The sequence below is a fragment of the Kitasatospora sp. NPDC058406 genome, assembly GCF_042722765.1.
GTDB lineage: Bacteria > Actinomycetota > Actinomycetes > Streptomycetales > Streptomycetaceae > Kitasatospora.
On sequence record NZ_JBHXKE010000073.1, the window covers coordinates 15,437 to 36,991 of the forward strand.

Consider the following 21,555-nt stretch of genomic DNA (forward strand, 5'->3'; position numbering starts at 1 on the left):
GCCCCGTTCGAGCGAACGGGGCCATAGAGGGAGAAAGAGGTCAGGAGGCGACCTTCAGCTTCTTGAACACTTCTTCGAAGCGGTCGAGGGTCTGGTCGTCGACCTGCTTGAAGAACTCGTCTCGATCGCGGGTGAGCTCGTGGGCAGGCCCAACGTGGTCGAAGGCACCGGGCTTGCCCTGCTTCTCGCGTGCGATCTTGAGGCGCATCAGAATCGGGGTGGGCTTCTCCGTGTGGATCAGGTCGGTCTCGGTAAGAGAGCTGCCTGCGGCCTTGTTATAGAGCCAGAGGTAGTCCTTGGTAGTGAAGAGATCTTCGATGTCAGCGTTGTCGGGTAGACCGCCGAGCTGGCCGATGACGATGATGCTGGAGGGCTCGACGCCCGCCGCCTCGGCCGCGCTGAAGACCTTGGAGGTGACCTTGGTGGCCTCCGCGCCGTCGATGATGGCGCGGACCGTCAGCCTCCGGCCCATGACCGCGATGAAGGCAGGCATGTTGCCCACGCCGCCCACCGGGATGATGGCCAGACGCGGGTCGAGACCGGTACGACCTCTGTTGATCAGGTAGTCCGACACGCGCATTAGGAAGACGAAGTCGCTGCTGCCCTCCACCGCCAGGAGCGGACCGGCTCCCAGGAAGAGGTGCTGGGCGACGGAGTACCCAAGAGCGGCCTCCACGGGCAGGATCGTCTTGGGGTCCGCCGACAAGCTCACGGGTGTGACGACCACTCCCAGACTTGGGTCTTGGCGGGTTGCCTGGTCATGGATGGCGCGCATGGTCTCGTACCGTGTCGGGTCGATCATGTGCTGGGAGTGGGTGGTGTACAAAACCTGCTGTGCGGTGCCCAGTTCACCGTAGATGTAGCGAAGGAAGTCGCCCTGGGCCTCGCCGTGCAGACTGGTACCGGGCTCGTCGAGCAGGACTACCACCCGCTCCCCGCGGTCGCGGTAGGCGCTGAACGCTGCGAGGAACGAGAAGAACCACTGGAAGCCCGTGGAGCGGGTGGAGAAGTTGGTCTCTACCCCGTGCCGCTCGTCGCGCAGCTCGATCTTGAGAATGCGGTGGTGCGGCTCCGGTTGTCCGGTCTCGGCGTTCGGGGGCATCGCCACGAGGTCGGTGTCGAAGACGACCGTGAGGGCGTCGTTCTGCTTCCAGTACTCGAAAACCTGCTGGCTGAGGTCCATGCTCGCGGCTTGGAGTTCGGCCTTGCGACTGTCGTAGTCCTCGTCCAGAAGGTCCCCGGGCTTCTCGCCAGCCAGACGCAGCAGGGAGAGCATGGTGGCGTCGCCGCGCCGCGTGCGGCGGCTCTGGACGCGGGCGGCGAGGTCGTGGAGGTCGCATTCGCCGGGCAAGAGCTCGTAGGTCGAGAAATAGAAGAACTTCGGCAGGAGATCCACGAGCGCTTGGTGCTGGTCGTCGTCCAGGTTGCCGTCGAGGAGCAACTGGTACTTCTTGAGCTCGGTCGGCACCTTGTCGATGACCTTGGCGCGAGCGGTCTTCTTGTCCGCCTTCAGCTCCTTTGACCGCGCGTTCGCTGCGGTCACGACTTCCGCGGCGCTCCCGTGGCCGGTGGTCAGGTAGTCGCGGTCGTCGAGGTCATCGATACCAGCCTCGTTGAAGACCAGCTCCAGGACCTGGTGCAGGTCGCAGACTATCCGGACCTCGAGCTCGTTGCCGTAGGTCCGGGAGGCCTCGATACGGGCGTCGGCCGGGGGTCGCACGCCCCACTGGTCTTCGAGGGCGTCGAGGTCGCGTTCCTCCAGGGCAAACGCCGCCGTCACGGGTGCGAGGTCGGGAAGGCTGTGTGTCCGGCGGTCCCGGGCCAGGTGCCGGCGCGGGTAATCCTTCGTGAGGTCGAACGTGTCCGAGTTGTTCGCAGGGTTCAGCCGGTGGAGGGCCTGAAGAATGGTGGTCTTCCCCGACTCGTTCTTCCCGATCAAGCAGGTGACGCTGGCGTCGACGGCCATGGTCTGCTCGTTCGTGAAGTTCCGGAACTTGTCGATCTGTACGGACAGCACCAACATGGGCGTTCCCTCCCTGGGCGACGTTGCCCTGGTCGTTCAGCAGGCGACCTGACAGCCTGATCCGCCAGTATGACTGGACGCACCGACAACCGCGGGACGCTTTTGCGGGGCCCAGTTTCTGCAGTTCACGCTGTGCCGTCCAGCGGTCACGGGAAGGGCGACCCACGGTCGCGGGAACTTCAGGAGCAGCCCCCCGGGCCCTGTCACAAGCCTCGCTGCCGTCATTCGGGCGGTGTCGAGTGTCTTCTGCACGGCCCAGGGTTCGAACTGAGACCAGAATTGAGACCACGCAACGACGAAGGCCCCGACCGCTGGGCGGTCGGGGCCTTCGTTATGGCTGGTCAGCCATGGCGGAGGATACGAGATTCGAACTCGTGAGGGGTTGCCCCCAACACGCTTTCCAAGCGTGCGCCCTAGGCCACTAGGCGAATCCTCCGTGGGAGAGCTTAGTACATGTTCAGGGGTGGTCGCGACCACGTATCTCGTAGGTGGGGGCGAGGGGTGGCCTGCGGATGAGGGGAGGGGGTGGTGGTGGAGGGGTGGGCCCGGGATCCGGTAGTGTTGGGGGCAGCCCCTCGTGTGGCGTTATCTCTCTGAACCCCCCCAGGGCCGGAAGGCAGCAAGGGTAAGAGGGCTCTGACGGGTGCACGGGGGGTCTTTGCGTTCCCGGGGGAGTCCGGTGGGCACGGGCGGGGCCGGGGCGGGTCGAGGGGCGACGCGTTTGTCCGTCCGTCCCGATATCGTCGGTGGTGTGTCCCTAGCCCTGTACCGCCGCTATCGCCCCGAGACCTTCGCGGAGGTCATCGGTCAGGAGCACGTGACCGCTCCGCTCCAGCAGGCCCTGCGCAACAACAGGGTCAACCACGCCTACCTGTTCAGCGGCCCGCGCGGCTGCGGGAAGACGACCAGCGCGCGCATCCTGGCCCGCTGCCTCAACTGTGAGCAGGGCCCGACGCCGACGCCCTGCGGTGAGTGCCAGTCCTGCCGGGACCTCGCCACGGGCGGGCCCGGGTCGATCGACGTGATCGAGATCGACGCGGCCTCGCACGGTGGCGTGGACGACGCGCGCGAGCTGCGGGAGCGGGCGTTCTTCGCCCCGGTGCACAGCCGGTACAAGATCTTCATCCTGGACGAGGCGCACATGGTGACCCCGGCCGGCTTCAACGCGCTGCTGAAGGTGGTGGAGGAGCCGCCGGAGCACCTCAAGTTCATCTTCGCGACCACCGAGCCGGAGAAGGTGATCGGGACGATCCGGTCCCGGACGCACCACTACCCGTTCCGGCTGGTGCCGCCCGGCACGCTGCGCGACTACCTGGCGGAGGTGTGCGGCCGGGAGGAGATCCAGGTCGAGGACTCGGTGTTCCCGCTGGTCGTGCGGGCCGGCGCCGGGTCGGTGCGTGACTCGATGTCGGTGATGGACCAGCTGCTGGCCGGTGCCACCGAGGGCGGTGTGACGTACCGGATGGCCACCGCGCTGCTCGGGTACACCGACTCGGCGCTGTTGGACGAGGTGGTCGACGCCATTGCCGCGCACGACGGGGCGACGGTGTTCCAGGCCGTCGACCGGGTGGTCGAGGGCGGGAACGATCCGCGTCGCTTCGTCACGGACCTGCTGGAGCGGCTGCGGGATCTCGTGATCCTCGCCACGGTGCCGGACGCGGGGGAGAAGGGTCTGCTCGACGCCCCGGCGGACCGGGTGGCGGTGATGCAGGCGCAGGCGGACTCGTTCGGCGCGGCCGAGCTGAGCCGGGCGGCGGACATCGTCAACACCGGACTGACGGAGATGCGCGGGAACGCGGCGCCCCGGCTCCAGCTGGAGCTGATCTGTGCCCGGGTGATGCTGCCGGGCGCGTACAGCGACGAGCTGTCGTTGCAGGCGCGGCTGGACAAGCTGGAGCGCCGGGCGGCGGCCGGCGGGTTCGCCGGCGGTGGTCCGGGTGGTTTGGGTGGTCCCGGTGTCGCCGGCCTCGGAGCTCTCGGGGCGATCGGCGTCGGTGAGGGCGGCGGGATCGCGGCCGGCGGGACGGCTCCTCCGGTGGCGGCGGTGCCCGAGGTCCAGCAGGTGGCGGCCCCGGCGGTGGAGTACGTGCCGCAGGCGCCCGCTCCGGTACCCGCGCCCGCCGCACCTGCGGCGCCGGCGGCTCCGGCCGCTTCCGCGCCCGGGGCGTGGCCGATCAAGCGGAGCTTCTCGCCGGCCGGTGAGGCGTCCGCTCCCGCCCCGGCCGCTGCCCCCGCGCCCGCTGCCCCCGTGCAGCAGCCGCAGCAGTCCGCCTCGGCGCCCGCACCTGCGGCGGCCGGTGGGCAGCCGTCGGCGGCGGCGCAGCAGGGCGCCGGGCAGGTCCGGCAGCTCTGGCCGCAGATCCTGGAGGCGGTGAAGAACCGGCGCCGGTTCACCTGGATCCTGCTGAGCCAGAACGGCCAGGTCGCCGGGTTCGACGGCAGCGTGCTCCAGGTCTCGTTCATCAACGCCGGCGCGCGGGACAGCTTCGTCAGCAGCAACAGCGACGACGTGCTGCGCCAGGCGCTGGCGGACGCGCTCGGGGTGGACTGGCGGGTCGAGTGCATCGTCGACCCCTCGGGCGGAGTCGGCGGGACCCCCGGTGGTGGTCCCTCGGGCGGCTTCGGTGGCGGTGCCGGCGGTGGTGCCGGCGGTGGTGGTGGCTGGGGAGCTGCACCGGCGCGTCCGGCGGCGTCCGCGCCCCCTGCGGCGCTCGTCGCGCCGGCGCCCGTGGCCGCTCCCGTACCGGCGCCTGCGCCGGTGGCCGCGCCCCAGGCGATGCCGGTCACGCCGAGGCCGTCACCGGTCCAGGCACCTCCGCCCCAGGCCGCCCCGGCGCGTCCGGTGCAGGCGGTGGCCCCGGAGGACGACATCCCGGAGGAGGACGACCCGGACCTCAACGAGGAGGCCTTCTCCGGCCAGGATCTGATCGTCCGGGAGCTGGGTGCGACGGTGCTGGAGGAGATCCGGCACAGCGGCGGCTGAGCCGACCGGGCAGCACGTAGGCTCGGGGCGAGGACGCACACAGAACGCAGGACCGAACGCAAGGAGTGAGCCGTGTTCCCCGGTGGTGGCCAGCCCAACATGCAGGCGCTGCTCAAGCAGGCGCAGAAGATGCAGCAGGATCTCGCCCAGGCCCAGCAGGAGCTGGCCGAGGCGAAGGTGACCGGTTCGGCGGGCGGCGGCCTGGTCGAGGCGACGGTGACCGGTGCCGGTGAGCTGGTGGCGCTGACCATCGCCCCGGCCGCCGTGGACCCGGAGGACACCGAGACCCTGGCCGACCTGGTCCTGGCCGCGGTCCGTGACGCGAACCAGTCGGCGCAGAAGATGCAGGCCGAGCGGATGGGCCCGCTGACCCAGGGCCTCGGCGGCGGCGGCATCCCCGGCCTGCCGTTCTGATCGTCGGTTCAGGGACAGGCAGCGGGACAGACACAGGCAGAGGGACAGATACACGCACACGCACAGGGACAGGGCCAGGGCCGGCAAGCCCCGGCCCGGTTCCGCCCGGACGGCCGGGCCGTTCGGGCAGTGCCGGGCGGTCGGGACGAATCGGTACGTGTCGGTACGAGGGAGCTCCCCGGCGGCCGGCGGAGGGCTCTCGACCGGCCGGTAGGAGGGCTTCGGGACGGTTCTCGGGGCCCCGGAGATCTGTAGTTCAGACAACGGACCTGTGTGATTTATGCGGGAGACGGGCGTCGGGCGGTGTGCCCGACGCCCGATTCGTTGGATGATGGCACCGGAGCACCCCGCGCGGGTGCCACCGTTCCACCTGAGGGAAGGCGCGACGTTGTACGAGGGCGTGGTTCAGGACCTGATCGACGAACTGGGCAGGCTGCCCGGCGTCGGGCCCAAGAGCGCCCAGCGGATCGCCTTCCACGTCCTGCAGGCCGACCCCGTCGACGTGCGCCGGCTGGCGCACGCGCTGCTGGAGGTCAAGGACAAGGTCCGGTTCTGCGCCGTCTGCGGCAACGTCGCGGAGGCCGAGCGGTGCCGGGTCTGTCTCGACCCGCGGCGCGACCTCGCCGTCATCTGCGTGGTCGAGGAGTCCAAGGACGTGGTCGCCATCGAGCGCACCCGTGAGTTCCGTGGCCGCTACCACGTACTGGGCGGCGCGATCAGCCCGATCGAGGGCGTCGGCCCGGACGACCTGCGGATCCGGGAGCTGCTGGCGCGGCTCGCGGACGGCACGGTCACCGAGCTGATCCTGGCCACCGACCCCAACCTGGAGGGGGAGGCGACCGCCACCTATCTGGCCCGGCTCTGCAAGCCGATGGGTCTGAGGGTGACCCGGCTGGCGAGCGGCCTGCCCGTCGGCGGGGATCTGGAGTACGCGGACGAGGTCACGCTCGGTCGCGCCTTCGAAGGGAGACGACTGCTCGATGTCTGACCGGACCATCAACCAGCAGCCCCACACGCCCCACCAGGCCGGACCGGAGCAGGACCGGCACAGCTGGCACACGCACGCGCACGGCTCGGAGCCGGACGACTTCGCGGTGCAGATCGCGGACTCGGTGGAGAGCTTCGTGCTCGCCGTCACCGAGGTGGCCAAGGGCGACGAGCCCGGCAGCGCGGTCTCCCTCCTCCTGTTGGAGGTCTCGCAGCTGCTGCTGGCCGGCGGCCGGCTGGGCGCGATCGAGGACGTCGTGCCGGAGGACCGGTTCGAGCCCGACACCGGGCCGGAGCCGGACGGCGAGCAGCTGCGGGAGCGGCTGGCCGCCCTGCTTGCGCCGATCGACGTCTACCACGAGGTCTTCGACCCGTACGGGCCGCCGGAGAAGCCGAGCGCGTTCCGGATCTCGGACGACCTCGCCGGGGTGGTGAGCGAGCTCCAGCACGGGCTCACCCACTACCGCGAGGGGCGGGTCAGCGAGGCGCTCTGGTGGTGGCAGTTCTCCTACCTGTCCAACTGGGGCACGACCTGCACGGCGGTGCTGCGGGCGCTGCAGTCGCTGATCGCGCACGTCCGGCTGGACAGCCCGATCGGGGCGGCGCCGGACGGTGCGGACACCGACAACGACGGGCTCACCGACGAGCAGCTCGAACAGCAGGCCGGCGACCTCATGGCGGCCGAGCTGGGGATCGGGCGCTGAACCCGCCAGGAGTCCCCGCCAGGGGCCCCCGCAGGGAGCCCCGGGAGCGGGCCCCGGCGGGGCTCCGGGAACGGGTCGGGGTCCCTGGAACGTGTCCGGGGAACGTTCCGGCAGGGGGCGGCGGGGGTCGGCACGCACTGTGACGCAGACCTCAGGGTTTTCCGTCGAAGAGAAAACCCCGGGGCTGCCGACCGTTTGCCCGCCGATTCTGCGGGGCGGTGCGGGATACCCCGCAGACCTGCCCGTGGCCCCGCCCGAACCGCCGCTCACCTGCTGAAACGTGTGTCTCATCATATGGAAACCGGCAGGTGTCGCACCCTTGCTCGGTAGACTGGCGCGGACCGCACCACCCCCGCCACCCGGGGGTGCGGGGGCCGAGCGCCCCCGGAAACGACACAAGTCGAGGAGCGCACGTGGGCCTTGTCGTGCAGAAGTACGGCGGCTCATCCGTTGCGGATGCCGAGGGCATCAAGCGCGTGGCCCGTCGAATCGTTGACGCCAAGAAGGCCGGCCATGAGGTCGTCGTCGTGGTGTCCGCGATGGGCGACACGACGGACGAGCTCATCGAACTCGCGGAGCAGGTGTCACCTCTCCCCGCCGGCCGCGAGTTCGACATGCTGCTGACCGCTGGAGAGCGCATCTCCATGGCTCTGCTGGCCATGGCGATCAAATCCCTGGGTCACGAGGCCCAGTCCTTCACAGGCAGCCAGGCCGGTGTCATCACCGACTCCGTCCACAACAAGGCGCGCATCATCGACGTGACGCCGGGCCGCATCCGCACCGCCCTGGACGAGGGCAACATCGCGATCGTGGCCGGCTTCCAGGGTGTCTCGCAGTCGAGCAAGGACATCACCACGCTCGGCCGCGGCGGCTCCGACACCACGGCCGTCGCCCTCGCCGCGGCCCTCAGGGCCGAGGTCTGCGAGATCTACACCGACGTGGACGGCGTGTTCACCGCCGACCCGCGCGTGGTGAAGAAGGCCCGCAAGATCGACTGGCTGGCGTACGAGGACATGCTGGAGCTGGCCTCGTCCGGCTCCAAGGTGCTGCTCGACCGCTGTGTGGAGTACGCGCGCCGCTACAACATCCCGATTCACGTACGCTCGTCCTTCTCGGGCCTTCCCGGGACGATCGTCAGCAACGACAACCCGCACCAGCCCGAAGGGGGCGAGATGGAGCAGGCCATCATCTCCGGAGTCGCCCACGACACGTCCGAGGCCAAGGTCACGGTCGTAGGCGTGCCCGACAAGCCGGGCGAGGCGGCGCGCATCTTCCGCGCGATCGCCGACGCAGAGGTCAACATCGACATGGTGGTGCAGAACGTCTCCGCCGCGTCGACCGGTCTGACCGACATCTCGTTCACCCTGCCGAAGGCCGAGGGCCAGAAGGCCATCGACGCGCTCGACCGGGTCAAGGAGGGCATCGGCTACGAGTCGCTCCGCTACGACGACGCGATCGGCAAGATCTCGCTCGTCGGTGCCGGCATGCGCTCCAACCCGGGCGTCACCGCGACCTTCTTCGAGGCGCTCTCCGCCGCCGGGGTCAACATCGAGCTGATCTCCACCTCGGAGATCCGCATCTCGGTGGTCACCCGCGCCGAGGACGTCAACGCGGCCGTGCGCGCCGTCCACAGCGCCTTCGGGCTGGACAGCGACACGGACGAGGCCGTCGTCTACGGAGGCACCGGGCGATGACCCGGCGGCCGAACCTCGCCGTCGTCGGGTCCACCGGCGCGGTCGGTGAGGTGCTCCTCGGCCTGTTCTCCCTCCGCCAGGACATCTGGGGCGAGATCCGCCTCGTCGCCTCCCCGCGCTCGGCCGGCCGCAAGCAGACCGTGCGCGGGGAGCTCGCGGAGGTGCTCCCGCTCACCGAGGAGTGCTTCGACGGGATCGACGTCGCGGTGTTCGACGTGCCCGTGGACGTCTCCGCCCGGTGGGCGCCGATCGCGGCCGCCAAGGGCGTCGTGGTCGTCGACAACTCCGGGGCCTTCCGCCTGGACGAGGACGTTCCGCTGGTCGTGCCCGAGGTCAACGCGGCGGCGGTGCGACTGCGTACGCGCGGCATCGTGGCCAGCCCCGACTCCACCACGCTGACGATGATCGCGGCGGTCGGTGCGCTGCACGCCGAGTACGGGCTGGCCGCGCTGGTCGTCTCCTCCTACCAGGCCGCCTCCGGCGTGGGCCGGGCCGGCGCCGACGCGCTGCGCGGGCAGCTCGCGCAGGTGGCCGGTACCGAGGTCGGCGAACAGACCGGCGACCTGCGGGCCGTGATCGCCGACCACGGCCCGTTCGCCGCCCCGCTCGCGCTCAACGCGGTGCCGTGGGCCGGCACGCTGACCGACGGCGGCTGGTCCTCCGAGGAGCGCACGGTACGGGACGAGTCCCGCAAGATCCTCGGCCTGTCCGCGCTCAGGGTCTCCGCCACCTGCGTCCGCATCCCGGTGGTGCGCACCCACGCGGTCGCCGTGCACGCGGTGTTCGAGCGGGAGGTCACCCAGGAGCATGCCCAGGAGATCCTTCGGGACGCCCCCGGCGTGGTGCTCTACGACGATCCGGCGGCGGGCGAGTTCCCTACGCCGAACGACGTCGTCGGCACCGACCCGGTGTGGGTGGGCCGGGTACGCCGGGCGCTGGACGACCCGACGGCGCTGGACCTCTTTCTCTGCGGGGACAACCTGCGCAAGGGCTCGGCGCTGAACGCGCTGCAGATCGCCGAACTGGTCGCGGGGGAACTCGGCCTGTGAGCCGGGCCGGCGGTCCGGTCGTCCGACGGCCCGCCGGGACCGCGTCCGGGACCGCACCCGGGACCGCGTCCGGGGCCTCTCGCGACGGCCGGGGCTGCCGCTCCTCAGCCGGCGTCTACGCAGTTTGTTCGCGGACCGCTTGAGGAATCCTCGCCGAATCCCCTGGAGGGGGCTCCGCCCGATGCGGAAGAATGTCCGCCGGGCTGGGCAACCATGACAGGGGATCGAGTGTCCAACGGGCGTGGCGAACGTGATGGTGGGGGCAGGGGCGGGCATCTCGGCAACGGCCGCGGTGACGTTCCCGCCGCGCGCCCAGTGGCCGGCGGATAGGCCGGTAGAAAGCCAGATGACGGTAGTCGCATCCGGCGCCGCTGACTCCGGCGCGGGCACCACCGCGGGGACCAGCGAGGACCTGCTCACCGAGACCTACCAGGCGCACTACCGCTCCCTGTTGCGGCTGGCCGCGCTGCTCCTCGACGACCTCTCCACCTGTGAGGACGTGGTGCAGGAGGCGTTCATCCGGGTGCACGCGGCCCGGCGGCGGGTGCGTGAGCCCGAGAAGACCCTCGCCTACCTGCGGCAGACGGTGGTCAACCTGTCCCGCTCGACGCTGCGGCGCAGGATTCTCGGGCTGAGGCTGCTTCAGAAGCCCATGCCTGACATGGCCAGTGCAGAAGAAGGGGCCTACGATGCGCTGGAACGCGACCAGTTGAAGGCCGCGTTACGGGGTCTGCAACGCCGTCAGCGGGAGGTACTGGTGCTGCGCTACTTCGTGGACATGACGGAGGCGCAGGTCGCCGAGACCCTGGGCATCTCGCTGGGGTCGGTGAAGGCGTACGGCTCACGCGGGATCGCCGCGCTGCGGGTCCAGATGGAGGCCGGGCATGGCTGAGGACGATCGGATGTCCGGTGAACGGGCCCCCTCCGACGGTGGTCCGGGGGCCGGGAGAGGACCGGGCGGCAGAGACCGAGGTCCGGGAGGTACGGCAGGGCCTGGGAGCGCGGGAGTATTCGGCGCCCCGGGCGGGTTCCGGGGGTTCGCCGGAGCCGGAGCCGGAGCCCTGACCGAGACCGGAGCCGGAGCCGACGACGGCGAGGTCGATCCGCTCGGCTCGGAGGAACGACTCGTCCGGGCGCTGATGCAACGGGCCGTGGCCGAGGTCCAGCCCGCCCCCGGCGGCCTGCAGCACATCCGCCGGGCGGTGCCGCGCAGACGGGCCGCGCGCCGGGGCGCCTGGACCGGCGCCGCCGCGCTGGCCGCCGTCGTCTCCGTCCTGCTGCCGACCCTGCACGACGACGAACACCTCGGTCTCTCCGGCGGCCCCGGCTCGCCCAACGCACACGGCGGCACCGCCTCGTCGACCTCCTCGGGGACCGCACCCGGTGGAGGCATCGTGTGGCCGAGCCTGCCGCCGGCCCCCGACGTGAGCACGCCCACCTCGCCGGGCAGCCCGTCCGGCACCGCCGGGACCTCGCCGAGTGCCGGCGCGAGCACCACCCGCCCGGCGGCCGGGACCTCGGCCCCGGCCGCCGCCACCGGCACCGGCGGCGAGAGCGGGCCGATGCCGCTCTGCACCCGTGGCGATCTCGGGCAGGGCACCGCCCAGGTCGGTACGGCCGACCCCGACGGCCGGATCTACGGGTACTTCACAGTGACCAACACGTCCGCGCACAGCTGCCGGCTCGGCGGGCCCGGTTCGGTCACGGTCACTGGCACCGTCGGGACGGAGTCCGGGCGGATCCGGATCGCCGATCACACGGCGGGCGGTCCGGCGACCGGGCTGCCCGCGCGCTCGACGGATCCCGCGGCGGGGACGGGCGGCGGCACCGACGGTCTCGTGCTCGCGCCCCGGGCCGGGTACCGGGTGGACTTCGGGTGGGTGCCGGACGCCGTCGGCTGCCCGACGCCCGGCGGGACGACCTCGCCGAGCGCCTCCGCCGGCCCCGGGCAGAGCACGACGGGCGGAGCCACCGGCGGCAGCACCGGCAGCGCGACGGCCGGCGGTACGGCGGGTGGCGGCGCCGCTCCTGGGCCGGGCGCGGGCACCGGTGCGGCGCCGGGATCGGCCGGCGGCGCGAGCGGCGGTGCGGGAACGGACGCGGGCGCGGGTGCGAGCGGCGGGACGGGTCCCGGCCTGCTGAGCGCCGGCCCGACCGGATCGACGAGCGGGCCGCGCCTGTCCACCGGGTCGGCCCCGGAGGCCGGCTTCACCGCGGGGACGAGCGCGGAGCCGCCGCCGAGCGCTGCGACGACACCCCCGTCGACCGGTGCGCCGAGTCCGTCGGCCACCTCGACGGCCGGGCCCGGCAAGCCGTTGACGAGCGTCACGCTGGCCTACACCCCGGCGCCGGGCAACCCGCCCGCGTCCGTCGCCGTCCTCCCGGGCGTCTGCGCGGGCACGGTCTACCGCACCGCGCCCGACCCGCTTCCGTCGGCGCTCCCGGCTCCGAGCGCCTCGCCCTCGTCGGGGTGAGTGCGGGGGCGGTCCCGGGGCGCCGCACGCGGGGCCGGGCGCCGGGCAGTGGTGAGAGGAAGCATCAGGAGTAGGGGAGTAGGGGACCGGCGAGAGGGCGCAGGACGGCGTCCTGGGCGGTGGTGGTGCGGACCGGCGGGGCCTCGCGGCGGGGGACGTCGGCCGGTCCGACTTTCCGCTCCGGGGGGTGGTGTCCGGGCCGGGCGGGGGGCCTGGGGTCGGGCGGCGTGTGAGGAGTGGTTACCGTGGGGGTGTGTACCGGTTCCTCCTCACCCCGCGCTGGCTGAGCGGCACCGCGTTGGCCGTCGCGGCCGTCGCGGTGTGCGTCTGGCTCGGCTCCTGGCAGCTCGGTCGGTTCGAGGACAAGGTCGCCTCGCAGGAGGAGATCAGCCGGTCGGTGAACGACGCGGGTGCTTCCCGGCCGCTCGGTGAGGTGCTCGGCGCCGACCGGCCGCAGGTCACCACGGACACCGTCGGCCAGGCCGTGACGGTGACCGGCACCTTCGACCAGGAACACCAACTGCTCGTGCCCAACAGGGTGTTGGACGGCAAGCAGGGCTACTACGTGCTGACCCCGCTGCGCACGCCGGACGGGCGGACCGTCGCGGTGGTCCGCGGTTGGGCGGCCGGGACACCGGCTGCCGCGGTGCCCGCCACCGGAATGCCCGCCGGCGCCTCCACGGTCGCGGATTCCACGACCACGACCACGGCCGCCGGTGCCGCGCCCGCCGGCGAGGTGACGGTGACCGGCCGGCTGCAGGCCGGCGAGACCAGCGGCAGCGGCGGTGCGGTGGCCGGCGGGCTCCCGGAGGGACAGCTCGGCACGATCAACCGGGCCGCCCTGGTCAACAAGCTCTCCTACGAGGGCTGGTACGACGGCTGGGTGTCCGCCGACGACGCGCCGGCCGGGCTGACCCCGGTGCCGACGGTGCAGCCGCAGGGCGGCAACGGACTGAGCCTGCGGGCGTTCCAGAACCTGGGCTACACGCTGGAGTGGTTCGTCTTCGGCGGCTTCGTGGTGTTCATGTGGTTCCGCCTGCTGCGCCGCGAGGCCGAGGCCGAGCAGGACCGGGCCCTGGGACTGGACCCGGTCCTCGACTGACCGGACGGCCGGCTCAGCGCGTGGGCTTCACCGGCGGCACGACGGGCTTGGACGGAACGGCGGGTGCGCTCGGCACCACCGGTGCGGACGGGGTCGGCGCCCCGGACGAAGCGGGCGGAGCCGACGGGCCTGACGACGTGGCCGACGGGGACGGCGAAACGGTCGGCGGCGGGTTGTCGCACCGCCGGCTGCTGCCACTGCCGTTCCCGCCGGCGTTGTCGTCGTCCGAGTCGTAGGTGTCGGTGTGGTGGCGGGCCTTGCGGCCGCTCTTGGAGCCCTTCGAGCCGGACGAGCTCTTGGAACCCGACGAGCTCTTGGAGCCGGACGAGCCCGACTTGGCCAGCAGCACCGTGCCGCCGTGCGGCGCGCCCTCCGCCACGGTCGACGCCACGGACGGCGCCACGGACCCTGCCACTGAAGTCGCCACGGACCCCGCAGCGCCCTCCGGGCCGCGTTCGGCTGCGCCGAGCTCGGCCGTGCGGAAGGCCGCCCGCACCACGACGGCCGCGGCGGCGGCCACGGTCGCCGTGGCCTTGGACGGGGCCGTCGGCGAACTCGTGGTCGTCGGTGAGGAGGACGGTGAGGAGGCGGGCGGCGGGCAGGCCGACCCCCCGCCCCCGCTCCCGTCGTCGCCGTCCTGACCCGAGCAGCCGGTGAGCACCAGGGCCCCGGCCACCCCCACCCCCATGATCGCCAGCAGGCGTCTCACACGTTCCCCCCGTCCCTCTCCTCCGTCTTCTACCGATTCTCTCCGACGCCGCCCGTGCCGAGGTGCCGACCGACGAAGTCGATCTCCAGCCGCAGCTGCTTGATCCGCTCGTCGACGACGAGCGAACCGTGCCCGGCGTCGTACCGGTACACCTCGTGCACCTTGCCCAGCTGCTCCAGCCGCTCGACGTAGTTGTCGATCTGCCGGATCGGGCAGCGCGGGTCGTTCACCCCGGCGCTGATGTAGACCGGGACCCGCACCCGCTCCACGTAGGTCAGCGGGGAGGAGGCGGTCCAGCGCTCGGGCACCTCCTCCGGCGTTCCGCCGAAGAGCGTGCGGTCGATCGCCTTCAGCGCCTCCATCTCGTCGTCGTACGCGGTCAGGTAGTCCGCGACGGGGACGGCGGCGACGCCGAGGCTCCAGAGCTCCGGCTGCACGCCGAGGCCGAGCAGGGTGAGGTAGCCGCCCCAGGAACCGCCGGACAGCACCAGCCGGTCCGGGTCGGCCAGGCCGCTCGCCACCGCCCACTCCCGGACGGCCGCGATGTCCTCCAGCTCGATCAGGCCGACCCGCTCGCGCAGCGCGTCCGTCCAGGCCTGGCCGTAGCCGGTGGAGCCGCGGTAGTTGACCCGGACCACCGCGAAGCCGTGGTCCAGCCAGGCGGCCGGGCCGGCGGCGAAGGAGTCGCTGTCGTGGTGGGTCGGGCCGCCGTGCACCTCGAAGACGGTCGGGAACGGGCCGTCCGCCGGACCTGCCCCGGACGGCCGCTGGACGAGCGCGTGCACCCGGCCGCCGGGGCCGTCCACCCAGACGTCCTCGACCGGGACGGAGGCGGGTGGCACCGCGCCGGGCGCGCGCAGCACCACGCCGCCGGCGGTGGAACGGACCGCGGACGGCTCGGCGGCGGAGGACCAGAGGAACTCCACGGTGCCGTCCGGCCGGGCGGTCGCGCCGCTGACCGTGCCGCGCGGGGTGTCGAGCCGGGTCAGCACGCCCTTGGCGCTCCCCGGGCCGTCCGGGCTGTCGAGCTCGTACGAGAACAGCTCGCTGCGCGCCTCGTACTCGTGCTCGATCAGCAGGGACCGGGCGCCGGGCCGCCACTGGGCGGAGACGTCGCCGGGCAGTTCGCGGCCCTGTTCGTCGCGGAGCGGCAGCGCGGTCTCGACACCGGTCGCGACGTCCCAGATCATCGGTTCCCAGCGGCCGGTGCGCTGCTGGGCGACCAGCAGCCGGGTGTCACCGTCGACCGGGGCGAAGCCCATGCAGGCCACACCGCGCGGTTCCGCGTGCCCGGTGACCTCGTCCAGCTCGGCGACGGTCGCGCCGTCGGAGAGGCGGACCACCCGGATCGCCCCGTGCATCGCGTCGCCGTGCTCGGTGTGGTCGATGGCCAGCAGGGTGCTGTCGTGACTGAGGTCGCCGACGCCGCCGTACTCCGCGTGCCGGTAGATCTCGACCGGTTCGGTCGCCCCGGGCCGTCGCAGGTGCAGGGTGGTGCCGTGCTCGTCGGTGGACCGGCCGACCACGACGGTGCCGTCCCGGCCGAGGGCCAGGCCCGCGTCGTAGGACGGGTCGAGGCCGGGGACGGCCTCCTCGTCGGGGCCGGTCGCGCCTTCGGGGCGGCCCTCGAAGGGCCGGCGGCGCCAGATGCCGAACTCGTCACCGTCGCTGTCGTCGAACCACCAGATCCACGCGCCGTCGGGGGACAGTTCGGCGTCGGTCGTGCCGTTCGGCCGGTCGGTGACGCGCCGGTGGGTGTCGGTGGCGCGGTCCCAGGCGTAGATCTCGTAGGTGCCGCTGGCGTTGGACACGTACAGCGCCCGGTCGGGGGCGTCCTCCGCCCAGTCCGGCAGGGAGACCCGTGCCGCCCTGAACCGCTGCTCCCACGCCGGAACGGCGCTCTTCTCCTCGCTCATCCACCCATCCAACCCGATCGGGGGGCGGGAACGGAACGGGGGCGGGGGGGGGGGGGGGCCCCCGCGCCGGGGCCGGGGGGGCCGCGCCCGCCTCACACCACCCCCCCGCCACCGGCGGGGCCGCCCGCGGAGGGGGAGACACGGAGGCGAACGGGTCACGCGTCCTCGGGCCGCGGGCCGTCGGAGCACGGGGGCCGGTGCAGCGCGAGGGCCGGTGTGCGGCGAGGGATCAGTGCACGGCGAGGGGGAAGTAGGCGTCGAGCCAGCGGTCGAGTTCGGCGAAGACCTGGGTGCGGGCCTTCTCGCCGGAGAGGACGAGGTCGTGCATGCCGCCCTCGATGCGCACGATGGTGACGTGGCGGCCCAGGTGGGGCCCGGCGGCGGCGATGTCGTCGGCGCGCAGGATGGCGTCCGCGTGGTGGAGGGCGTTGTGCCAGCGGGTGGTGGAGATCGAGGCGGTGGAGGCCATCAGCAGGATCGGGACCTCGACGCCGAGGCCGCGCCGCACCTCGCGGTGGCCGCGCTGGACGGCGGCGAGCCAGCCGGCGAACAGCGGGACGCCCTCCGCCGGCTTGAGACGCAGGTCGAAGTCCCACGCGCCGCGGTGGTCCTGGTGCAGGCTGTGCACGTAGTGCGGGTTGAGGGCCGACGGCAGCACGCGGGTCGGGGCGAAGCGGCCGAGGGCGTCCAGGGCGGGGGCGCCGAGGGTGCGGACGGCGGGGGCGGCCGGCATGGAGAGGAAAGGGCTGTTGAGGAAGAGCGCGTCGACCAGCCCGCGCCCGGCGCGGCGGCCGGCCCAGAGGGCGGCGATCAGGCCGCCGGTGGAGTGGCCGTTGATCAGCAGCCGGGTGTGCCCGTCCAGCTGCCGGACGACCCGGACCGCCTCGTCGAGCTCCTCGTCGTAGGCGGCGAGGTCGCGGACGAAGTTCGGGGACTGGTGCGGTCGCAGCGAACGGCCGTACTTGCGCAGGTCGAGCGCGTAGAAGGAGAAGCCGGCGGCGGCGTAGTGGTCGGCCAGGTGGGTCTGGAACCAGTAGTCGTTGTAGCCGTGGATGTAGAGGACGGCCCGGTCCGAACCGGGGACCAGCCGCCGGACGAGCGTGGCGGAGACCTCGCCCTCCTCGTCCGGGCGGAGCGGCAGTTCGACCGCCTCGTAGGGGGCACCCAGGATGTCTTCGCGGAACTCCATGTCCAGTCGCACCCAATCTCTGCTCGGTATCGCTGCCTCGGGAACCCTGACGATACCGGCCGGTAGCCTCGGGCGTGACGGCGACTCGGGCGAGCCGCCTATGCTGCCGTCATGCCCGAGATGCCCGACACGCCCAGACCGTCCGTGGACGACGACCCCGTACCGGTCGTGCGGCGGACGGACCTCGGGCAGGCCAAGCTGCTGCCCGACATCGACCACGACGGCGGCTGGCTGCTCACCCTGGACGACACCCCGCAGTCCTACGTCGACCTCGGGGACCCGACCCACCTGGAGTTCGAGTACACGCAGCGGTTCGGCCACCTGGTCGACGCGCTCGCCCCGGCCGGGCAGCCGCTGGACGCGCTCCACCTGGGCGGTGGCGCGCTGACCGTCCCCCGCTACCTGGCCGCCACCCGTCCGGGCTCCCGCCAGCGGGTGGTGGAGGTCGACGGCCCGCTGCTCGCGCTGGTGGCGGAGCACCTTCCCTGGCACGGGCCGGGCGCCGACATCACGGCCGTGGTCGGTGACGCCCGGGCGGCGCTCGCGGAGGCCGCACCCGGCTCGCTGGACCTCGTCGTCGCCGACGTCTTCCACGGTTCGCGGACGCCCGCGCACCTGACCTCGGTGGAGTTCCTCCGGCTGGCGTCGGCCGCGTTGCGCCCCGGCGGCTGCTACGCCGCCAACCTCGCGGACGGTCCGCCGCTCGCCTTCGCCCGCGCGCAGGCGGCGACGGTGCGGGCCGTCTTCCCGGAGGCCTGCCTGATCGCGGAGCCGCCGGTGCTGCGCGGGCGGCGGTACGGCAACATCCTGCTCGTCGGCTCGACCGGTCCGCTGCCGGTCGCCGACCTGGTCCGGCGGCTGGCCGGCGACATCTTCCCGGCCCGGCTGACCGACGGCGCCGACCTCGCGGCCTTCGTCGCCCGGACGGAGCCGGTGACGGACGCCACCGCCACCGACTCCCCGCCCCCGCCGGAAGGGGCGTTCAGCGTCGGCTGACCGGGCGCGCGTCCCGGGCACGGTGCGCACGGTCGCGCGGGGCGGCGCGCCGGGGCTTCGCGCGCTCTGTTCACGCCCCCGGCAGTGTCAGAATCGGCGGGTCCGTCCCGGGGTCCGAGGATGCAGAGGAACGACCGAGTGATGAACAGCATGGAACGGCCGGATCTGACGGCGGTCCCCGAGACGGCACTGTGGACGCTCTACCAGCGCTCCGTCGAGGCGCGCAGGCCGGACACGGTGCTGCACGACCCGAAGGCGGTCGAGCTGGTGGACCGGATCGACTACCCGTTCGCCGAGCGCTTCGGAACCAGCGGCGTCCAGGCCCAGCTGCAGGCGCTGCGGGCGGCCTGCTTCGACCGCGAGGTGGCGGACTTCCTGGCCCGGGAGCCGCGCGGCACCGTGGTCTGCCTGGGGGAGGGCTTGGAGACCCAGTACTGGCGTGTCGACAACGGCCGTGCCCGGTGGATCGGGGTGGACCTGCCCGAGTCGGTCGCCCTGCGGGAGCAACTGCTGCCGCCCGGGCCGCGCCGGCGCTCCGTGGCCGCCGACGTCACCGACCTCGGCTGGGCCGAGGAGGTGGACCGGAGCCGGGCGGTGCTGATCACCGCGCAGGGTCTGCTGATGTACCTGCGGCCGGCCCAGGTGCGGGCCCTGATCGCGGGCTGTGCCGAGCGGTTCCCGGGCGGTTCGCTGGTCCTGGACGCGGTACCGCGCTGGTTCGGCCGGCTCACCCTGAGCGGCAGGGTGCGGACCCGGGGCTACGAGGCGCCCCCGATGCCGTGGGCGATGGACGCGGGCGAGCGGGCCAAGCTGCGCAGCGCCGGTCCTGCGGTGGCCGCGGTGCGGGACGTCCGGCCGACCGGCGGACGCGGACTCGTCGGAGCCCTGCTCCCGATCGCCCTCGCCGTTCCCCCGCTGGCGGACCGCCGCCCCTCGGTCACCGTCGTGGACTTCGCGGACCGCCCCGTGCAGCCGTAGCCGACCGGGTCGTGGGGCCGGGGCCCCCGGCCGGTGCCGGGTCGGGGGCGGCTGCACGGGGCCGGCGAGGGTCCCCGGGCGGAGGCGCGGTGGAGGCGCGGTGGGCGGCCCGGTTCCCGGGGACGCCGGAACCGCCGCAGGCCGCCACGCGTCGTAACCAGGGGTGATCGGCCAGGGGGACGGGCCGCCCGGCACGTTAGGCTGCCTTCTCGGGGAGCGGCCTGGTGCCGCCATTCGGACGACGTCGAGACCGGCGCGCGGGCTGCGGATACCTGACCGGGCCTGCCGTGGGTCTCGTCCTGCCACGGAGGTACTGGCCTTGCTGCACATCGACGCCTGGATCGAGGGCGTGCCACCGGGCGCGGTGTATGCCCTTGTAGGTCTGATCATCGGACTGGAGTCGCTGGGCATTCCGCTCCCCGGCGAGATCGCCCTGGTGTCCTCGGCGCTGCTGGCCGCGCGCGGCGTGGTCAGCCCGGTCTGGGTGGCGGTCTTCGCGATCCTCGGTGCGATCATCGGCGACTCGATCGGCTACTCGATCGGACGCAAGGGCGGCAAGCCGCTCTTCGAGAAGCTGGGGCGGCGGTTCCCCAAGCACTTCGGCCCGGACCACCTGGCCAGCGCCGAACGCTCGTTCCAGAAGTGGGGCATGTGGGCCGTCTTCTTCGGCCGCTTCATCGCCCTGCTGCGCATCTTCGCCGGGCCGCTCGCCGGCGCGCTCAAGATGCCGTACTGGAAGTTCCTGATCGCCAACGTCCTCGGCGGCATCGTCTGGGCCGGCGGGACGACCCTGCTCGTCTACCAGGTCGGCAAGGTCGCCGAGCAGTGGCTGTCGAAGTTCTCCTGGATCGGCCTGCTCCTGGCCGCCCTCGGCGGCGCCTTCTCGGCCTGGCTGATGAAGCGCCGCGCCGCCAAGTCCGCCCGGGCCCGTGAGGCGGAGGACGCGGCGGCGGAGGCGGCCTCGGCCGCCGAGGCCCCGATCGGAGCACCGTCGGCGACTGCCGCCGCCACCACGGCCACCGCCACCACGGCCACCACCACGGTCACTGCCGCCGCCACGGCGACGGCGACCGCACCGGGTGCCGGCGCGCAGACCGCCGCAGCACCCGCCGGGCCCGTCGCGGACTGACCCGCCGGCCAGGGCCGCCGTCGCCCCGGGGGAGCGACGGCGGCCTTCGTGCGACCGGGCGCGGACCCGACCGGGGCGCGGTACCCACCGGGCACGGACCCGACCGGGCGGCGGAGTACGGTCGAGCACCATGGCGGTACGGCACAGCACGGCAGCACACGAGATCGACATCGACGCACGACCGAACACCCGCGCACGACCGAGGAGCGAGACCACCATGCGGATCGGACTGCTGGGCACCGGCCCCTGGGCGGAGCGGGTGCACGCACCCGTCCTGGCGGAGCACCCCGCCTTCGAGTTCGCGGGAGTCTGGGGCCGCCGCCCCGAGGCCGCCGCAGCGCTCGGCGCGCAGCACGGCGTCCCCGGCCACGCCGACCTCGACCGGCTGCTCGCCGAGGTCGACGCCGTCTCCATCGCACTGCCGCCGACCGTCCAGGCGGACCTCGCCGTACGGGCCGCCGAGGCGGGCTGCCACCTGCTGCTCGACAAGCCCGTCGCGCTGACCGTCCCCGACGCCCGCCGGGTGGTCGAGGCGACCGGACGCAACGGCGTCGCCTCGGTGGTGTTCTTCACCGTCCGCTTCGGCGGCGACCAGATCCCGTGGATCGAGGCGCAGGCCGCCGCCGGCGGCTGGTTCACCGGCCGCTCCGACTGGCTCGGCTCGGTCTTCGCCCCGGACTCCACCAGCCCGTACGCGGCCTCCGCCTGGCGCAAGGACAAGGGCGCGCTCTGGGACGTCGGCCCGCACGCCCTCTCCGTGCTGCTCCCGATCCTCGGCGACGTCACCTCCCTGACGGCCGTGGCCGGCCCGCTGGACACCGTCCACCTCGTGCTGCGCCACGTCGGCGGCGCGTCCAGCACCCTGGCGCTCAGCCTCACCGTCCCCGTGGCGGGCGGCGGCACCGGGATGGAGCTGCGCGGCGAGGCCGGCACCGTCCACCTGCCCGAACGCGGCGAGGGCCCGATCGCGGCCCTGCACCGCGCCCTCGACGCGCTCGACGAGTCCGTCCGCACCGGTGAGCCGCACCCCTGCTCCGCCGCCTTCGGCCTGCGGACCGTGGAGATCCTCGCCGCCGCCGAACGCTCCCTCGCCGCGGGCACCACGGTCGCCGTCTGACCACTGGTCCCGGATCCCTCCCGCCGCCGCGGGGGGGGGCGCCCCCCCCCCCCGCCCCCGCCCCCCCCGGCGGGGACGGGGGGGCGCGGGC

At 73.2% G+C, this 21,555-nt stretch carries 17 protein-coding genes, 1 tRNA gene and 1 other RNA gene; 14 read left to right on the forward strand and 5 right to left on the reverse strand.

Features of this window, described 5'->3' with window-relative positions:
• Positions 1-40: 40 nt before the first annotated feature.
• Positions 41-2,023: an AAA family ATPase gene (locus ACFWOG_RS16635; RefSeq protein ID WP_380359014.1), complete on the reverse strand. Its 1,983-nt coding sequence runs from the start codon at positions 2,021-2,023 to the stop codon at positions 41-43.
• 348 nt (positions 2,024-2,371) lie between these two features.
• A tRNA-Ser gene (locus tag ACFWOG_RS16640) sits at positions 2,372-2,459 on the reverse strand.
• 130 nt (positions 2,460-2,589) lie between these two features.
• On the opposite strand from ACFWOG_RS16640, the gene ffs reads away from it, so the two are divergent.
• The 10 genes from ffs to ACFWOG_RS16690 all read left to right on the forward strand — a co-directional run bounded on the left by ffs (position 2,590) and on the right by ACFWOG_RS16690 (position 13,430).
• Positions 2,590-2,686: signal recognition particle sRNA small type (gene ffs / locus ACFWOG_RS16645), an RNA gene on the forward strand.
• 88 nt (positions 2,687-2,774) lie between these two features.
• A complete protein-coding gene (locus ACFWOG_RS16650) occupies positions 2,775-5,006 on the forward strand; it encodes a DNA polymerase III subunit gamma and tau (protein WP_380359017.1) in 2,232 nt (743 codons plus the stop codon).
• Between the two features lie 72 nt (positions 5,007-5,078).
• A complete protein-coding gene (locus tag ACFWOG_RS16655) occupies positions 5,079-5,420 on the forward strand; it encodes a YbaB/EbfC family nucleoid-associated protein (protein WP_329883831.1) in 342 nt (113 codons plus the stop codon).
• A 388-nt stretch (positions 5,421-5,808) separates the two neighbouring features.
• A complete protein-coding gene (gene recR / locus ACFWOG_RS16660; RefSeq protein WP_329883870.1) occupies positions 5,809-6,408 on the forward strand; it encodes a recombination mediator RecR in 600 nt (199 codons plus the stop codon).
• Complete coding sequence (locus ACFWOG_RS16665) at positions 6,401-7,111, forward strand: DUF5063 domain-containing protein (protein ID WP_329883832.1); 711 nt, start codon at positions 6,401-6,403, stop codon at positions 7,109-7,111. The genes recR and ACFWOG_RS16665 overlap by 8 nt, the downstream gene beginning before the upstream one ends.
• 413 nt (positions 7,112-7,524) lie before the next feature.
• A complete protein-coding gene (locus tag ACFWOG_RS16670; RefSeq protein ID WP_329883834.1) occupies positions 7,525-8,805 on the forward strand; it encodes an aspartate kinase in 1,281 nt (426 codons plus the stop codon).
• Entirely contained in the window at positions 8,802-9,854 is a 1,053-nt protein-coding gene (locus tag ACFWOG_RS16675; RefSeq protein ID WP_380359023.1) for an aspartate-semialdehyde dehydrogenase, read from the forward strand. The genes ACFWOG_RS16670 and ACFWOG_RS16675 overlap by 4 nt, the downstream gene beginning before the upstream one ends.
• Before the next feature lie 346 nt (positions 9,855-10,200).
• The gene (locus tag ACFWOG_RS16680; protein ID WP_329883836.1) at positions 10,201-10,746 is read left to right on the forward strand and encodes a SigE family RNA polymerase sigma factor; all 546 of its coding nucleotides are present in this window, start codon (positions 10,201-10,203) and stop codon (positions 10,744-10,746) included.
• A gap of 259 nt (positions 10,747-11,005) precedes the next feature.
• Positions 11,006-12,328 carry a hypothetical protein gene (locus tag ACFWOG_RS16685; protein WP_380359027.1) on the forward strand — a complete coding sequence of 441 codons (1,323 nt, stop codon included), beginning with the start codon at positions 11,006-11,008 and terminating at the stop codon, positions 12,326-12,328.
• Positions 12,329-12,581: 253 nt separating this feature from the next.
• The gene (locus ACFWOG_RS16690; RefSeq protein ID WP_380359030.1) at positions 12,582-13,430 is read left to right on the forward strand and encodes an SURF1 family protein; all 849 of its coding nucleotides are present in this window, start codon (positions 12,582-12,584) and stop codon (positions 13,428-13,430) included.
• Between the two features lie 13 nt (positions 13,431-13,443).
• Here ACFWOG_RS16690 and ACFWOG_RS16695 read toward each other — a convergent pair whose 3' ends face one another.
• The 3 genes from ACFWOG_RS16695 to ACFWOG_RS16705 all read right to left on the reverse strand — a co-directional run bounded on the left by ACFWOG_RS16695 (position 13,444) and on the right by ACFWOG_RS16705 (position 17,244).
• Positions 13,444-14,139 carry a hypothetical protein gene (locus ACFWOG_RS16695; protein WP_380359033.1) on the reverse strand — a complete coding sequence of 232 codons (696 nt, stop codon included), beginning with the start codon at positions 14,137-14,139 and terminating at the stop codon, positions 13,444-13,446.
• A gap of 29 nt (positions 14,140-14,168) precedes the next feature.
• Positions 14,169-16,055, reverse strand: a complete 1,887-nt coding sequence (locus tag ACFWOG_RS16700; protein WP_380359035.1) for a S9 family peptidase — start codon at positions 16,053-16,055, stop codon at positions 14,169-14,171.
• A 229-nt stretch (positions 16,056-16,284) separates the two neighbouring features.
• Positions 16,285-17,244, reverse strand: a complete 960-nt coding sequence (locus ACFWOG_RS16705; RefSeq protein ID WP_380359038.1) for an alpha/beta hydrolase — start codon at positions 17,242-17,244, stop codon at positions 16,285-16,287.
• Positions 17,245-17,355: 111 nt separating this feature from the next.
• Here ACFWOG_RS16705 and ACFWOG_RS16710 point away from each other — a divergent pair, with 111 nt between their 5' ends.
• The 4 genes from ACFWOG_RS16710 to ACFWOG_RS16725 all read left to right on the forward strand — a co-directional run bounded on the left by ACFWOG_RS16710 (position 17,356) and on the right by ACFWOG_RS16725 (position 21,464).
• The gene (locus tag ACFWOG_RS16710; protein WP_380359041.1) at positions 17,356-18,240 is read left to right on the forward strand and encodes a spermidine synthase; all 885 of its coding nucleotides are present in this window, start codon (positions 17,356-17,358) and stop codon (positions 18,238-18,240) included.
• Positions 18,241-18,381: 141 nt separating this feature from the next.
• Entirely contained in the window at positions 18,382-19,218 is an 837-nt protein-coding gene (locus tag ACFWOG_RS16715; RefSeq protein WP_329948221.1) for a class I SAM-dependent methyltransferase, read from the forward strand.
• 319 nt (positions 19,219-19,537) lie between these two features.
• Positions 19,538-20,347 carry a DedA family protein gene (locus ACFWOG_RS16720; RefSeq protein ID WP_380359044.1) on the forward strand — a complete coding sequence of 270 codons (810 nt, stop codon included), beginning with the start codon at positions 19,538-19,540 and terminating at the stop codon, positions 20,345-20,347.
• A 217-nt stretch (positions 20,348-20,564) separates the two neighbouring features.
• Positions 20,565-21,464, forward strand: coding sequence for a Gfo/Idh/MocA family oxidoreductase (locus ACFWOG_RS16725; protein WP_329948252.1), 900 nt, complete (start codon positions 20,565-20,567; stop codon positions 21,462-21,464).
• Positions 21,465-21,555: the final 91 nt, after the last annotated feature.

Excerpts from the sequence above, each read along its gene's own strand:
- ACFWOG_RS16680 (WP_329883836.1), top strand. The coding sequence starts at position 10,201 with ATGACGGTAGTCGCATCCGGCGCCGCTGACTCCGGCGCGGGCACCACC.
- ACFWOG_RS16665 (WP_329883832.1), top strand. The coding sequence starts at position 6,401 with ATGTCTGACCGGACCATCAACCAGCAGCCCCACACGCCCCACCAGGCC.
- ACFWOG_RS16715 (WP_329948221.1), top strand. The coding sequence starts at position 18,382 with ATGAACAGCATGGAACGGCCGGATCTGACGGCGGTCCCCGAGACGGCA.
- ACFWOG_RS16710 (WP_380359041.1), top strand. The coding sequence starts at position 17,356 with ATGCCCGAGATGCCCGACACGCCCAGACCGTCCGTGGACGACGACCCC.
- ACFWOG_RS16725 (WP_329948252.1), top strand. The coding sequence starts at position 20,565 with ATGCGGATCGGACTGCTGGGCACCGGCCCCTGGGCGGAGCGGGTGCAC.
- ACFWOG_RS16635 (WP_380359014.1), bottom strand. The coding sequence starts at position 2,023 with ATGTTGGTGCTGTCCGTACAGATCGACAAGTTCCGGAACTTCACGAAC.
- ACFWOG_RS16700 (WP_380359035.1), bottom strand. The coding sequence starts at position 16,055 with ATGAGCGAGGAGAAGAGCGCCGTTCCGGCGTGGGAGCAGCGGTTCAGG.
- ACFWOG_RS16675 (WP_380359023.1), top strand. The coding sequence starts at position 8,802 with ATGACCCGGCGGCCGAACCTCGCCGTCGTCGGGTCCACCGGCGCGGTC.
- ACFWOG_RS16705 (WP_380359038.1), bottom strand. The coding sequence starts at position 17,244 with ATGGAGTTCCGCGAAGACATCCTGGGTGCCCCCTACGAGGCGGTCGAA.